This is a genomic window from Pseudomonas sp. LAMO17WK12:I10 (assembly GCF_900215185.1).
Taxonomy (GTDB): Bacteria; Pseudomonadota; Gammaproteobacteria; order Pseudomonadales; family Pseudomonadaceae; genus Aquipseudomonas; species Aquipseudomonas chlororaphis.
The window spans coordinates 38160-53390 of record NZ_OBDX01000001.1 but is presented as its reverse complement, the minus strand read 5'-3'; the positions used below and the strand labels follow the sequence as shown (position 1 = coordinate 53390).

Here is a 15231-nt window from a genome sequence, read left to right as displayed (position 1 = left end):
CGTGATTGAGAGCAATTATCATTACACTTTTGCCGCCTTCCAGGCAAAGCACATCTTCAGTGGGCGACGGCGGACTTGCGCGGATCGTGCCGGGCTCGTTGAAAGCCTGTGCCCACTGGATGCGGCGGGTAGTCACGGTCGATGAGTTACAGCGGCACCCGTTCCCGGAGCCTGTACCGACGCACAAGGCGCCGACCATCAAGCCAGGGTACTGGCGAGGCGGCTCAAGGCCGTGCGTCCGCCAACGGATACGCCGACTCCCAGCCTCCGCCCAGGGCCTTGTACAGGCCGACCATGGCCAGGGAAACGCCGGTCGAGCTTTCCACCAATTGTTCCTGGGTGGCGAGCAGGGCGCCCTGGACGGTGAGGACGTTGACGAAGTCCACCACGCCTTCGACGTACTGCTGTTGCGCGGTGCGCAGGGCGATCTGGTTCTGCCGCACGGCTTCGGCCAGGCTGTCGCGGCGCAGCTGGCTGCTGTTGTAGCGGGTCAGCTGGTCGTCGATTTCATGCCAGGCGCGCAACACGGTCTGCTGGTAGGCGACGGCCGCTTCCTGCTGCTGGGCTTCACGCAGATGCAGCATGCCGCGCAGGCGGCCGCCGTCGAACAGCGGCAGGCTGAACTGCGGGCCGATGCCGAACTGCCGCGAGCCCCAGGAGCCGAAGTCCGACAGCTGCATGGCCTGGGAGCCGAAGTTGCCCGACAGGGTGATGCGCGGATAAAAGTCGCCCTTGGCCACGCCGATGCTGGCGGTGGCGGCATGCAGGCGGGCCTCGGCCTGGCGGATGTCCGGGCGGCGTTCGGCCAGTTGCGACGGCAGGCCGATGGCGACCTGGCGCGGGGTTTTCGGCACCGGCGCATCCGCCGCCAGCTGCGCATGCAGGGCCTGGGGCGGCTCGCCCATCAGCAGGCTCAGGGCGTTGATCAGTTGCGCCTGGCGCTGCTGCAAGGCCGGCAGTTGCGACTCGATGGTCGCCACCTGCGCGGCGGCTTCGGCCACGTCCAGGTCGGTGGCCACGCCGTCGGCCAGGCGCAGTTGCGAGAGCTTGAGGCTGTGGCGGGCGACGTCGAGGTTCTGCTCGGTCACCGCCCGGGTGCTCTGCACGCCGCGCAGTTGGATGTAGTCCTGGGCGGTCTCGGCCAGCACCGCCAGCAGCACCCCGCGCCGATCGTTCTCCGCGACTTCCAGGGTCGCGTCGGCGGCCTCGGTTTCGCGCCGCACGCGGCCCCAGAAATCCAGTTCCCAGGACGCCGAGAAGCCGGCGTCCCACAGGTTGAAGGCGGACTTGCCTTCGTGACCCGACGGGTCGTTCAGGCCTTCGCCGCTGTTGCGTTTGCGCGCGTAGCCGCCGCTGGCGCTGCTGGTCGGATAACGCTCGGCGGTGACCACCTGGCGCGCCGCGCGGCTCTGTTGCAGGCGGCTGGTGGCCAGTTGCAGGTCGAGGTTGTCGGTCAGCACGCGCCGGCTCAGGGCCGACAGCTGCGGATCGTTGAAGACCTCCCACCAGCGCTCGTCCAGGGGGCTGCTCACCACCTGGCTCGGCGCAGCCTTTTGTGGGGTGGCCCAGGCCTCGACCCGCGGGCCTTCGGGGCGCCGGAAATCCGGGCCGACAGTGCAGGCGGCCAGGGACAACAGGCTCAGGGCGAATACCGGCTGGAGCAGACGACTCATCGCTTCGCCACCTCACGCACGGAGCTGGCCTGGCCCAGGGTATCGACGCTCGCCTCCACCGACATCCCGACCCGCAGACGCTCGGCCATCGGCTGGCCGGGCTCCAGCAGGATCTTCACCGGAATGCGCTGCACCACCTTGGTGAAGTTGCCGGTGGCGTTGTCCGGCTTGACCGCGGCGAAGGTCACCCCGGTGGCCGGCGCCAGGCTCTCGACCCGGCCGCGCAGGGTTTCGCCGTCCAGGCTGTCGACCCGCACCTGCACCGACTGCCCGGGGTGCATGTGGGCCAACTGGGTTTCCTGGAAGTTGGCCACCACATAGGCCTGCTCCAGCGGCACCACGGCGAGGATCTTGCTGCCCGGCGTGACATAGGCGCCGACCCGCACCGCGCGTTCGCCGACCATGCCGTCCACGGGCGCGACGATGCGCGTGTAGGACAGCTCGTAGCTGGCCATTTCCAGGGACGCCTGGGCGCGCTTCAGGCCGCCCTCGGCGGCATCGCGCTGGGCGGTGAGGATCTCCACCTGCTTGCGTTCCGCCGCCAGCGCCGCGGTGGCCGTGGCCAGCCGCGCGCTGGCCTGGTCGATGCGGGTCCGGGCCTGCTGGGCATTCTGCACCGTGCCGGCACCGACCCCGGCCAGGTGGTTGTAGCGGTTCAGTTCATGTTCGGCGAAGGCCATTTCCGCCCGCGCGGCCACCACCGAGGCCTGGGCCTGGGCGATCACCGAGCTTTGCCGGTCGAGGGTGGCGCGGGCGTTCTGCAACTGCGCCTTGGCCACCAGGGTTTCGGCGTCCGCCGCCTGGGCCGCGGCGCGCAGGTCGCGATCGTCGATCAGCGCCAGCAACTGGCCGGCCTTGACCCGCTGGTTGTCTTCCACCAGCACTTCCTTGATGAAACCCGCCACGCGCGGGGCCACCAGGGTGTAGTCGGCGCTCACGAAGGCATCGTTGGTGGTCTGCTCGGTGGCCTTGCCGGTGACCAGGTACACCAGCACGCCCAGGACCGCGACCGCCGCCACGCTGACGGCGAGTTTGTGTTTGATGTGGATCGTCATAAAAACCTTCTGTCTCAGTGAACGTTCAAGTCGGCGCGCGTGGCGGATAGATCCGCGTCGGCAGCCAGAAAATCAGCAGGATCAGGGCCGCCGCCACGCCAGCTATGACGTAGTAGAGGTCGGCGGAGGTCAGCACCACGGCCTGGCGGTGCAGGCGCTGGGCGAGGTTGCTGGCGTCGATGGCGCTCAGCGGCGAGTTGCCGAGGCTGTCCACCAGCATGGTCGAGTGAAAGTGCAGGCGGTGGGTGGTCAGGGCATCCAGCACGCCGGTGGCGATCACCGCCGCCAGGCCTTTCACGGTGTTGAACCAGGAGGACGCGAACGGCCCCTCGATCGGCTGGATACTGCCGGTGGAAAGCATCAGCAACGGCAGCACCGCCATCGGCTGGCCGAAGATCTGCAACAGTTGCAGCACATAGAAATCGTCGCGGATCCACGCCGAGGTCAGCTGCGCGCCGCCCAGGCACGACAGCACCAGCATCGTCAGGCCGATGCCCAGCACCCAGCGGCAATCGACCCAGCGCAGGTTGCACAGGGCCGCCACCAGGGGCAGCGCGAGTAGCTGCGGCAGGGCCATCACCAGCATCACCGGGGCGGTCTGCAACGGCCGGTAGCCCTGGACCTGGGCCAGGAAACTGGACGGAATGATGATCACCGCGGTCAGCACCACCAGTACTCCGGCCAGGGTCAGCAGGGCGAAGGACAGGTTGCGGATGCCGAGCATCTGCAACTTGAAGAACGGAATCGGTTGCGACCATTCGTTGATCAGAAACAGCACCAGCAACAACGCGCCCCCGCCCAGCAGCAGGCAGATCAGCGGCGAGCCGAACCAGTCCAGGCGATTGCCCTGCAGGATGCCGATCACCAGCATGCAGATCGCCGGAAACCCCAGCAGCAGGCCGCGCCAGTTGAAGGCCTTGAGGCGCTCCAGGCGCAACGGGTCCTGGGGCAGGCCGTAGGCCACCGCGAGCATCGCCAGCAAGCAGGGCACCACCACCTGCCAGAACGCCCACTGCCAGCCGACGTATTCGGTCCACAGGGCGGCCAGCGGCGTGCCTAGGCTCGGGCCGAAGGTGGCGGTCAGGGCGTAGCCGGCCAGGCCGTAGAGCTTGACGTTGGCCGGCAGGAACCGCAGCGCCACGGTCATCAGCATCGGCGGCAACGCGCCGCCGGCCAGGCCCTGCACGGTGCGCAGCAGCAACAGGCTGTGGTAGTTCGGGGCGAACGGACAGAGCACGCCCAGCAGGGTGAACAGGGCGATGGCGCAAAGGGTGAAACGGCGCAGCGAAAAGGTCACCGAACACCAGGGTGCGAAGGCCATGGCCGCCACCGAGGTGGCGGTGTAACTGGCCACCAGCCAGGTGCCTTCGTCATAGCCGATGGCCAGGGCGCCCCGGATATCGGCCAGGGCGATCTTGGTCACCATCTCGTTGAGGCCCGACACCAGCACCGCCAGCAATACGCCGAGCAGGCCGATGATGATTCGCGGGCCGAAGACCACGGGGCTGACAGCTGCCGGTTTGCTGGCCACTTCAGCGGGTGCCGGCACAGCCACGGCGAGGGAACTCATGAAGGGAATGACTCCGATAGAAATACCGAAGCAGTTTAAAAAGCCCGACAGCTGACGAAAACTGACTTATCGGCAGCTTATAAGTGCACCAAACGCAACGATTGGATGACATGTAGCCGCTGCCGAGCCCGCGAGACTGCGATCGGCGGCGCAGCCGTCGCAACACCAGGCGACCTGATCCAACAGGCCAATCGCGGGCGCTACCTGGCGAGGGCTAAGTCGGATGCCGCCGACCTCGTTCGCAGCCTCGCGTTGCTCGGCAGCGGCTACAGGGAGATGTGGTTTTCAGGGCTGGGCGACGTGCCAGGTTTCGTTGCAGGAGGCGCGCAGGGTCTCGCGGAACCACTTGTGCGCCGGGTCCTTGTCGTAGCGCGGGTGCCAGGCCTGGGTCAGCACCAGGGTCGGCAGGGGAATCGGCAAGGCGAAGGAACGCAGGTGCAGGCCCAGGCGCGACACGCTGAGCAGGGTTTCCTTGGGCACCGGCAGGATCAGGTCCGAGTCCGGCAGCATGAACATCGCGGCATGGAAGCTCGGCGCGATCAGCGGCACCCGGCGCTGCAGGCCCAGGTCGCCCAGCGCCGCGTCGATCGGCCCGCGGGCGATGCCGCGCCGGGACATGCTGATGTGCGGGAAGGCGGCAAAACGCTCGGCGGTGATCTCTTCGTCGAGCAACGGATGATGCTCGCGCACCAGGCCGACAAAGGTGGTGGAGAACAGGTTCTGCACCTTCACTTCCGGGGTCAGCGGGCGGGTGTTGCTGATGCGCAGGTCGATCCGCCCTTCGCGCAGGGCCTCGTCGTCGCCATCGCCCTCCGGGACGAAACGCAGTTCGCAATGGGGCGCCTGGCGCTCCAGGGTGTCGATCAGGCGACCGCCATAGACGCCGACGAAGAAGTCGTTGGCGCGCACATTGAAGCGCCGGCGCAGGGTGCCGAGGTCGACCTGGTCGCCGGAACGGAACACCAGCGCCGCCTGCTCCACCAGGTCACGTACCTGGCCGCGCAGCTCCAGGGCCTTGGGCGTGGGCACCAGGCCGCGGCCGGCGCGTACCAGGATCGGATCGCCCAACGCCTCGCGGATCCGCGTGAGGGTTCGGCTCATGGCCGCCGGGCTGAGGTTCATGCGCCGCGCCGCGCCGACCACGCTGCCCTCGTCGAGCAGGGCGTCGAGGGCGACCAGAAGGTTCATGTCCGGGAGTTGCATGCTGAGCACTCGTGGCTGATCGGGAATGAGTCAGGCGCAATGCTAGCAGGGTCATTTCAGTCATGGACACCACTCTCTGTAGCCGCTGCCGCAGGCTGCGAACGAGGACAAAGTCCTCGCCAGATCTGCGCACGCGGTATGCCAGGCAGAACGCGCTGTCAGGTTTTGCGCCGGCTACGCCGTCGATCGCAGCCTCACAAGCTCGGCAGCGGCTACAGGATCGTGGAGGGCAGTTCAACCATGGACACCACTCTGTGTAGCCGCTGCCGCAGGCTGCGAACGAGGACGAAGTCCTCGCCAGTTCTGCGCATGCGGTGTGCCAGACAAAATGTGCTGTCAGGTTTTGCGCCGGCTACGCCGTCGATCGCAGCCTCGCGGGCTCGGCAGCGGCTACGGGATCGTGGAGGGCAGTTCAACCGTGGACACCACTCTGTGTAGCCGCTGCCGCAGGCTGCGATCGAGGACAAAGTCCTCGCCAGACCGGCGCATGCGGTGTGCCAGGCAGAAGGCGCTGTCAGGTTTTGCGCCGGCTGCGCCGCCGATCGCAGCCTCGCAAGCTCGGCAGCGGCTACAGGATCGTGGAGGGCAGTTCAACCAGGGACACCACGCTGTGTAGCCGCTGCCGCAGGCTGCGATCGAGGACGAAGTCCTCGCCAGGTCTGCGCATGCGGTATGCCAGGAAGAATGTGCTGTCAGGTTTTGCGCCGGCTGCGCCGTCGATCGCAGCCTCGCGGGCTCGGCAGCGGCTACGGGCGTTACGGGCGCTACGGGCTCAGCGTTGCATGCCCCAGCGTTTTACTGTGACCCGCTCCAGGGTGTCGAACACCAGGTTTTCCACCAGCAGGCCGATCAGGATCACCACCGCCAGGCCGGCGAAGACTTTGTCGGTGTACAGCTCGTTGCGGTTCTGGAAGATGTACCAGCCCAGGCCGCCTTTGCCGCTGGTGGCGCCGAACACCAGTTCGGCGGCGATCAGGGTACGCCAGGCGAAGGCCCAGCCGATTTTCAGGCCGGCGAGGATCGACGGCAGCGCCGCCGGGATCAGGATGAACAGCACGAAGCGCATGCCCTTGAGCCCGTAGTTGCGCCCGGCCATGCGCAGGGTTTCCGAGACCCCGAGAAAACCGGCGTAGGTATTCAAGGCCAGGGCCCAGAGCACCGAATGCACCAGCACGAAGATCAGGCTGTTCTCCCCCAGGCCGAACCACAGCAGGGCCAGCGGCAACAGGGCGATGGCCGGCAACGGGTTGAACATCGAGGTCAGGGTGCTCAGCAAGTCGCGGCCCACCTGGGTCGACACCGCCAGGGTGGTCAGGGCAAAGGCCAGGACGATGCCGATCAGGTACCCCTTGAGCAGCACGACCAGGGAAATGCCGACCTTGCCCAGCAGCTCGCCGCTGAGCAGGCCGTCGTACAGCGCGCTGGCGGTCTGCAAAAAGCTCGGTAGCAGCAGGTCGTTGTTCTGGTAGCGGGCCACGGCCTCCCAGAGCAGCGCCAGCACGATCAGGATCAGACTCTTGCGCAGCCAGCCTTGTTGCCACAGGCGCTGGCCCAGCGGCAATTCACGCTCCAGCGGCACCGCCAGCAAGGGTTCGAGGGCAACTTCGTATTCCTGGCGAACAGGTGATGAATGGCTCATCGGGCGTTCCTCTTAAAGGCTCAATAAGCGATACGGATATCGGTGAAATCCAGCTCGCGCTCGGTTTCCAGCGACTGGCCTTCGTCGAACAGCAGCCGGTGGATACGCCGCGCCGTCTGCTGGAACGCCACGCCGCCCAGGCTTTGCAGGTCGTACTGATGGCTGTGGATTTCCGCCCGCACCCGCCCCGGGTGGGGCGACAGCAGCAGGATGCGATTGCCCACCACCAGCGCCTCCTCGATGGAGTGGGTGACGAACAGCAGGGTGAAGCGCACCTCTTCCCAGAGCAGCAGCAACTCCTCCTGCATCTTGCGCCGGGTCAGGGCGTCGAGGGCGGCGAAGGGTTCGTCCATCAGCAGGATCTTCGGCTGCATCGCCAGGGCGCGTGCTATCGCCACCCGCGCCTTCATGCCGCCGGACAGGGTGTGCGGGTAGACGTCGGCGAACGCCGCCAGGCCGACCTTGTCCAGGTAGTGCAGCGCGCGCTCCTCGGCCTCGCGGCGGTTGAGGGTGTTCGATGCCAGCAGCGGGAACATCACGTTCTGTTTCACGGTTTTCCACGGCGGCAGCTGGTCGAACTCCTGGAACACCACGATCCGGTCCGGCCCCGGCTGGCTGACCCGTTGCCCTTGCAGGCGAATCTCGCCCTCACAGGGCTGGATGAAGCCGGCGACCGCCTTGAGCAGGGTCGACTTGCCGCAGCCCGAGGGCCCGAGCAGGACGAAACGGTCGGCGGGATCGATTTCGAAACTGACCTGGTGGGTGGCCCGCACCACGCGCTGCGGGGTGCGGTATTCCAGGCTGACCTGGTCGACCGCCAGCAGCGCCTGGGCTGCCGTGGTCGGGTTGCTGGCCGTGTGGCCTTGCAAGGGGGCGTTCATGGCGATCAGCTCCCTTGCAGCGGCGTGGCGTCCTGGAAGAAGTAGTCCTTCCACGATTGCGGCTTGTTCTTGATCGCGCCCACGCGGTAGAGGAATTCAGCCAGCGGGTAGGTGTTTTTCGGGGTGACGGTGAACTCGAACTGCGGGTTGTCGATGATCTTCAGCAAGGCTTCGCGGTCGATCTTGGCCTTGGTCACGCGGATGTAGGTATCCGCCGCCGCGCCCTTGTCCTTCTGGGCGAAGTCGGCGGCCTCGGCCAGCGCCTCGACGAAGGCCTTGTAGGTTTTCGGGTTCTCGCTGCGGAATTTCTCGGTGGCGAACAGCACGGTCGGCGAGTTCGGGCCCAGCAGGTCGTAGGTGTTGAGCACCACGTGCACATTCGGGTTGGCCAGCGCCTGGTCCTGGAACGGTGGGTTGGAGAAGTGCCCGGTCAGCTCGGTGCCGCCGGCGATCAGCGCCGCCGTGGCGTCCGGGTGCGGAACGGCGATGGTGTACTTGTCCAGGCGATTGAATTCCTTGTCGCCCCACTGCTTGGCCGCCGCGTACTGCAGGAACCGCGACTGCACGGAAACCCCCACCGCCGGCACCGCGATGCGGTCCTTCTCGGTGAAGTCGGCGATGGTCTTGACCTTGGGATTGTTGCTCACCAGGTAGTAGGGGAAGTTGCCCAGCGACGCCACCGCCTTGACGTTCTGCTTGCCGTGGGTGCGGTCCCAGATGGTCAGCAGCGGGCCGATACCGGCCCCGGCGATGTCGATGGAGCCGGAGAGCAAGGCGTCGTTGACCGCCGCGCCGCCGGACAGCTGGGTCCAGTCGACCTTGATGTCGATGCCCTCTTGCTTGCCGTGTTTTTCGATCAGGTTCTGGTCGCGCACCACGTTGAGCAGCAGATAGACGATGCCGAACTGTTCGGCGATGCGGATCTCGCCTTCGGCATGGGCCGCCGTCGGCGCGACCAGGCCAGCGGCCAGCAGGCTGAAGCCCAGGCCGATGGCGGCCGCCAGTTTGCCCAGGCGCGGGAGGCGTTGAGTAGGTTGGGACATGGTGTTTCTCCTGCCGTGGGTGGCCGATCAGTAAGGGGCGTCGCCCTGGATGGTGGTGCGGTACAGCTTGCGGCGCAGATGGCTGGGGCAACCGGCGGCCAGGTGGATCAGCGAGCGGTTGTCCCAGAACACCAGGTCATGGGGCTGCCATTGGTGGCGGTAGATGTTTTCCGGCAGCACGCTGTGGGCGTAGAGCTCGGCGAGCAATTGCCGGCTCTCGTCTTCCGGCAGGCCGACGATGCGGGTGGTGAAGCCTTCGCTGACGAACAGCGCCTTGCGGCCGTTTTCCGGGTGGGTGCGCACCACCGGGTGCACCACTTCCTGGACCTGGGCCAGTTGCTCCGGAGTCAGGGTCGGGCGCCAGTTGCCCTCGAACTTGGTCTCGCTGTAGCGCGCGGTGTAGGAATGCGCGGCAGAGCGGCCATCGACCGCCTTGCGCAGCGCTTCTGGCAGGCTGTCCCAGGCTTTGTGCATGTCGGCGAACAAGGTGTCGCCGCCCTCGGCTGGCAGCTCCTGGGCGTGCAGCATCGAGCCCAGGCTCGGCAGTTCCTTGTAGGAGAGGTCGGAATGCCAGAACTTGCCGGCGTCCCCCAGGCCGATGGACTGGCCGTTTTCGATGATGTTGGAAACGATGAGGATTTCCGGGTGCCCGGCCAGCAGGAACTGCTTGAGCACATGGATCTGCAGCACGCCGAAACGGCGGCTGAAGGCGATCTGTTGTTCGGGGGTGATGCGCTGGTCGCGGAATACCACGACGTGATGATCCAGGTGCGCGCGGTGAATGCGCGCGAAGTCCTGGTCATTGACCGGCCGGGCCAGGTCCAGGCCGACGATCTCGGCACCGACGGCGCCGCTGAACGGGCGGATATCAAAAGCTTGTGCGGCGATGGGCGCGGCACTTGGAGAGGGTACGGACATAAATCACTCCCACGCAGAGCACGCCCGGTGGCGCGCGCGTCGATCAGAAACTCACGGAGGTCCCGTGTGGGTTCATTTCGTGCGGCGCGCCGATTGGTCGGCAGGTACGCAGGGAGACGACTTTATAGATATAATAACTTAACTTTAAATACCGTTAACGAATAACGATATGGCGATTCGGCCGCAGACCCCAAGGCCGGCACAAGCGCCTGTAGCCGCTGCCGCCAGGTGGCGATCGGCCCCGAAGGGGACGTGATGATTTCAATATCGCTGAAGGCCCTTCGGGCCTTATCGCAGCCTGGCGGCAGCGGCTACAGATGGCTTAACGCTCGTGCAGCGCCTCGGCGCGGGCGCGGATGATCGGCTTGAGCAGGTAGCTGAGCACGCTTTTCTTGCCGGTGATGATGTCCACCGAGGCGACCATGCCGGGGATGATCAGCAACGGCTTTTCATCGGTGCCCAGGTGGCTGCGGTCGGTGCGCAGCTTGATCACGTAGTAGGTGGTCTTCTTGTCTTCGTCGGTGATGGTATCGGCGCCGATCTGTTCCAGCTTGGCCTTCAGGCCGCCGTAGATGGTGTAGTCATAGGCGGTGAACTTGACCACCGCTTCCTGCCCCGGGTGCAGGAAGGCGATGTCCTGCGGACGGATCTTCGCTTCCACCAACAGGGTGTCGTCCAGCGGCACGATCTCCACCATGTCGCTGCCCGGCTGGATCACGCCGCCGATGGTGTTGACCATCAGTTGCTTGACGATGCCGCGCACCGGCGAGGTAACCAGGGTCCGGCTGACCCGGTCTTCCAGGGCCTTGCCGGTGGCGCTGGCCTTGTTCAGTTCGGTGCGTGCCTCATTGAGCTGGGTCAGGGCTTCGCTGCGGAATTTGCCGCGGGTTTCGTCGATCTTGCGCTGGACTTCCTTGATCGCCGATTCGGCACGGGGGATCGCCAGGGTGGTGGCGTCCAGTTGCCCACGGGTCTCGACTTCGGCGCGCTTGAGCCGCAGCACTTCCACCGGCGACACGGCGCCCTGGGCCACCAGCGGCTCGGACATGGCGATTTCCTGGCGCTGCAGGCCCAGTTGCTGGCGGTACTGCGCCTGCTTGGAAGTGAATTCGCGCAGTTCCTGCTGCTTCTGGATCAGCTGTTCCTGCAGGCCGCCGACTTCGTCGTGCAACTGCTGGCGACGGCTTTCATACAGCGACTTTTCGCTGGCCGCCTGGCCGGGCACGGCAGCCATGGCGTCGGCCGGGAAATTCAGTTCGCGGTTGTCGATCTCCGCGCTCAGGCGCTCGACCCGCAGCAGCATCGACAGGCGATCGGCCTCGGTCTCGCCGACGTTGGACTTGAAGCGCGTGTCGTCCAGGCGGATCAGCGGGGCGCCGGCTTCGACGATCTGCCCTTCCTTGACGAACAGTTCGGAGACGATACCGCCTTCCAGGTTCTGGATTTTCTGCACCTTGGACGACGGGATCGCCTTGCCCTCGCCCTTGGTCACTTCGTCGATCACCGCGAAGTTGGCCCACAGCAGCAGGAACAGGAAGAAGCCGATGATGCCCCAGATGGTCAGGCGGATAACCCGCGGCGCATCCTCGATCAGCGCCTTGTTGACCTCGGGCAGGGGTTGGTCGTGCAGCGATTCGGTGCCTTTGAAGTAGCGCAGGATCGAGTCTTTGAAACCGGATTTAAGCAACACTGATCTGCCCCTTCTTCAACGCTTCCATCACGACTGCTTTCGGCCCGTCGGCGAGGATCTGCCCGCGGTCGATCACCAACAGGCGATCCACCAGCGACAGCAGCGAGGCACGGTGGGTGACCAGCACCACGGTCTTGGCTTCCACCACGGCTTGCAGGCGTTGTTTCAAGCGTTCTTCACCGGTGTTGTCCATGGCGCTGGTCGGTTCGTCGAGCAGCAGGATCGGCGGGTTGAGCAGTAGGGCCCGGGCCAGGGCGACGTTCTGCCGCTGGCCGCCGGAGAGGTTCTGCCCGCGCTCGCCGACCTGCAGTTCATAACCCTGCGGGTGCAGGCGGGCGAATTCGTGGACGCCGGCCAGTTCGGCGGCCTGCAGCACCAGTTCGTCTTCGACGTAACGGGCGCCGGAGGTCAGGTTGTCACGCAGGGTACCGGCCAGCAGCTGGATGTCCTGGGCCACATAACCGATGTTGTGGCGCAATTCGCTGACGTCGATCTGTCGGATGTCCACGCCGTCCACCAGCAAGGCGCCGGAGTCCGGGGTATACAGGCCCACCAGCAGCTTGGCCAGGGAGCTCTTGCCCGATCCGCTGCGGCCGATGATGCCGATCTTCTCGCCCGGCTTGACCACCAGGTTGATGTTCTTCAACGCCGGGTTCTGCTGCCCCGGGTAGGTGAAATTCAGTTGCCGGCATTCGATGGCGCCCTGCAGCACGTTGCGGCTCAGGGGACGCTCGTCGAAGTTGCGCTCCTGGGGCAGCTCCATCATCTGGTCGACCGAGGTCATGGTCACCCGCGCCTGCTGGTAGCGGGTCAGCAGGCCGGACAACGAGGCCAGCGGGCTGAGGGCGCGGCCGCTGAGCATGTAGCAGGCGATCAGCCCGCCCATGCTCAGGTTGCCGTCGATGATCTGGTACACGCCGAAGACGATCATGATCACCCCGGCCAGCTGCTGGATCAGCAGGGTGATGTTCATCGCCAGGCTGGAGAGCATCTTCACCCGCAGCTCGAGACGGCCCAGGGTGCCGATGGTCTGTTCCCACTGGTACTGGCGTTCGCTTTCGGCGTTGTTGACCTTCACCGCGTCCAGCCCGGCCAGGGTCTCGATCAGGCTCGACTGGCGCTCGGCGCCCAGGGCCATGGTTTTTTCCATGGTGGCGATCAGCGGTTTCTGCAGGGCGTAGCCGATGCCCAGGGCAATCGGGAAGGCCAGCACCGGAATCCACACCAGGTGCCCGCCGAGGATGGCGATCACCAGGAAGATCAGCAGGGTGAACGGCAGGTCGATCAGGCTGGTGAGGGTCAGCGAGGCGAGGAAGTCGCGCAGGCTCTGGAACTCGTGGATGTTCTGGGCAAAGCTGCCGACCCGCGCCGGCCGGTATTTCATGGCCATGCCGACGATACGCTCGAACAGCGTGGCCGAGATGATCAGGTCGGTCTTCTTGCCGGCCAGGTCCAGGCACAGGCTGCGCAGGCTCTTGAGAATCAGGTCGAACAGGTAGGCGCCGGTGATGCCGATGGCCAGCACCCACAGGGTGGCGGCGGCCTGGTTGGGGACCACGCGGTCGTAGACGTTCATCACGAACAGCGGCGCGGCCATGGCAATGACGTTGATCAGCAGACTGGCGGCGATGGCGTCGGCGTACAGCCAGCGCGAACGCTTCAAGGTGTCGCGGAACCAGGAGCGGGCGCGGGGAATCAGCGAGCCGTGGTTGACGTCGAATTTGTGTTGGGGCTGGGCGAAGAACACTTGCCCGCTGTAGTCGTCGGCCAGCATCTGGCGGCTGACACTGACCTCGCCGCCATCGCTCTCGCTAAGCAGCAGGCGGGCCTGGTCTTCGCCCTGCCAGCCGAGCAGGACGGCGCTGCGGCCGTCCTTGAGCAACAGCATGGCCGGCATGGCGATGGCAGGAATCTGCTCCAGCTTGCGCCGCAGCAAACGCCCCTGCAGGCCGGCGCGAGCGGCGGCGCGCGGCAGCAACTCGGCGCTCAGGCGCTGGGAGGGTAAAGGCAGGCCGGTGGTCAGCATGGCCGCGCTGGCCGGCTTCTGATGCAAGGAGCACAGGGTTAGCAGGGCATCCAGCAGCGGGTCGTCATGCATGCCGCGTGGATCATGGCTAAGTTGCACTCGACTGACTTCTGATTCCACGCTCGGCACTCTTTAACTGTCTATTGGATGAAAAGTACTCAATTCATCCCAGGCAGTTGGACCTTGGGCTTCACATCGTTCTGCACGACGGAAGCCATGGGTGCGACCACTCCCTGGCTCTTGAGCAATTCGCCCATGGTCGCCTTGATTCGATATTGAGTAAATAACTGAATGTTCTTGATTTCCGCCAACCGACGCGAGGCGGTGAACAGTTCATTCTCGCTATCGAGCAAGTCGAGCAAAGTGCGCTCGCCCAGACTGAATTGCTTCTGATACGCCTCACGCACGCTGGCGCTGCGATCGACATATTGCTGGGCGATCGGCACTTGCGCATTGGCGTTGTTCAAGGCGTTCCACGCCAAGCCTAGCTCCTCATTCAGAACACGCAGGGCGTTGTTACGAATATCCAGCGCCTGGTTGGACTGATAGGCCTTGGATTCCAGGTCGGCCTTGTTGCTGCCGCCGGCGAACAGGTTGAAGCGCATGCGCAGCATGGCCTGCCATTCGTTGTTGTGGCCGTCGATGCCGTCCAGGTTGTTGTCGGCGGTACGCCCCAGCTCGGCATCGAAGCGCGGGTAGAAGGTCGACTTGGCGGCTTCGTATTGCTTCTCGGCGGCGACGATGTCGGATTCGGCCGAGCGCAGGATCGGGCTGTTTTCCAGCATCTGGTGCCGGGCTTCGTCGAGGCTGGCCGGCAGCAGGGCCATGAAGCCGACCGGGCGCTCCAGCTGGTCCGGCATCTGGCCGACGGCGCTGAGGTAGTTGGTCTGGGCATCGGCCAGGTTGGTCTGTTCGGTGATCAGGTTGTTGCGCGCCTGGGCCATGCGCGCTTCCGCCTGGTCGAGGTCGGCGCGGCTGCCGACGCCGCGCTGGGTGCGCAGCTGGATCTGATCGTAGATACGCTCGTGATTGCGCATGTTGTCTTCGGCCAGGCGCACGAACTCGCGCCGGGTCAGCACATCCAGGTACACCTGGGCCACGGTCAGCGCGGTGCGCTCGGAAGTGCCCAGCAACGAGTACGCCCGGGAATTGACGGTGGCTTGTTGACGCCCGACCTCACTGGAGGTGGCAAAACCGTCAAAAACCATTTGCTGAAGACGTAAACTTGACTCGCTGCGGTTCAGCGTCTCCCAGTGATTGCTCGATCCTGCACGAGTGGTCGGGCTGTCGGTGCCTTCACGACCATAACCGCCCAGCAAATCGACCCGCGGCAAATAGCCGCCCTTGGCCGCCTTGAGCTGGTAATCGGCGGCCAGGCGGCTGTTCACCGCGGCCTGGATTTCCGGATGGACATCCAGTGCTTTCTGCATGGCTTCGGGCAGGGTTTGTGCTTGGGCGAAACTGGCGGCGAGTACGAAGGGTAAGGCTTTGAACAACTGCGGACGCATAGAGGAGGTTCCCAGGACTTCTTGT

Annotated in this window: 11 protein-coding genes; all 11 read right to left on the bottom strand. The window is 65.4% G+C overall.

Features of this window, described 5'->3' with window-relative positions; all coding sequences use genetic code 11:
* Nucleotides 1-224 precede the first annotated feature (224 nt).
* Nucleotides 225-1673, bottom strand: coding sequence for an efflux transporter outer membrane subunit (locus CRO75_RS00140; protein WP_097134091.1), 1449 nt, complete (start codon nt 1671-1673; stop codon nt 225-227).
* Nucleotides 1670-2728: an HlyD family secretion protein gene (locus tag CRO75_RS00135; RefSeq protein ID WP_097134090.1), complete on the bottom strand. Its 1059-nt coding sequence runs from the start codon at nt 2726-2728 to the stop codon at nt 1670-1672. Before CRO75_RS00135 ends, CRO75_RS00140 begins: the two co-directional genes overlap by 4 nt.
* 25 nt (nt 2729-2753) lie before the next feature.
* The gene (locus tag CRO75_RS00130; RefSeq protein ID WP_097134089.1) at nt 2754-4298 is read right to left on the bottom strand and encodes an MFS transporter; all 1545 of its coding nucleotides are present in this window, start codon (nt 4296-4298) and stop codon (nt 2754-2756) included.
* Between the two features lie 285 nt (nt 4299-4583).
* Complete coding sequence (locus CRO75_RS00125; protein WP_097134088.1) at nt 4584-5501, bottom strand: LysR family transcriptional regulator; 918 nt, start codon at nt 5499-5501, stop codon at nt 4584-4586.
* Between the two features lie 772 nt (nt 5502-6273).
* Nucleotides 6274-7140, bottom strand: a complete 867-nt coding sequence (locus tag CRO75_RS00120; RefSeq protein WP_025808568.1) for an ABC transporter permease — start codon at nt 7138-7140, stop codon at nt 6274-6276.
* Nucleotides 7141-7160: 20 nt separating this feature from the next.
* The gene (locus CRO75_RS00115) at nt 7161-8021 is read right to left on the bottom strand and encodes an ABC transporter ATP-binding protein (RefSeq protein ID WP_097134087.1); all 861 of its coding nucleotides are present in this window, start codon (nt 8019-8021) and stop codon (nt 7161-7163) included.
* Nucleotides 8022-8026: 5 nt separating this feature from the next.
* Nucleotides 8027-9064 carry an ABC transporter substrate-binding protein gene (locus CRO75_RS00110; RefSeq protein ID WP_097134086.1) on the bottom strand — a complete coding sequence of 346 codons (1038 nt, stop codon included), beginning with the start codon at nt 9062-9064 and terminating at the stop codon, nt 8027-8029.
* 27 nt (nt 9065-9091) lie between these two features.
* On the bottom strand, nt 9092-9982 hold the full coding sequence (locus tag CRO75_RS00105; RefSeq protein ID WP_097134085.1) for a TauD/TfdA family dioxygenase: 891 nt from the start codon (nt 9980-9982) through the stop codon (nt 9092-9094).
* A gap of 322 nt (nt 9983-10304) precedes the next feature.
* Entirely contained in the window at nt 10305-11672 is a 1368-nt protein-coding gene (locus CRO75_RS00100) for an HlyD family type I secretion periplasmic adaptor subunit (protein ID WP_062824076.1), read from the bottom strand.
* The gene (locus CRO75_RS00095; protein ID WP_009041572.1) at nt 11662-13818 is read right to left on the bottom strand and encodes a type I secretion system permease/ATPase; all 2157 of its coding nucleotides are present in this window, start codon (nt 13816-13818) and stop codon (nt 11662-11664) included. The genes CRO75_RS00100 and CRO75_RS00095 overlap by 11 nt, the downstream gene beginning before the upstream one ends.
* A gap of 38 nt (nt 13819-13856) precedes the next feature.
* Nucleotides 13857-15206, bottom strand: a complete 1350-nt coding sequence (locus tag CRO75_RS00090; protein ID WP_009041571.1) for a TolC family outer membrane protein — start codon at nt 15204-15206, stop codon at nt 13857-13859.
* Between the last annotated feature and the right edge of the window lie 25 nt (nt 15207-15231).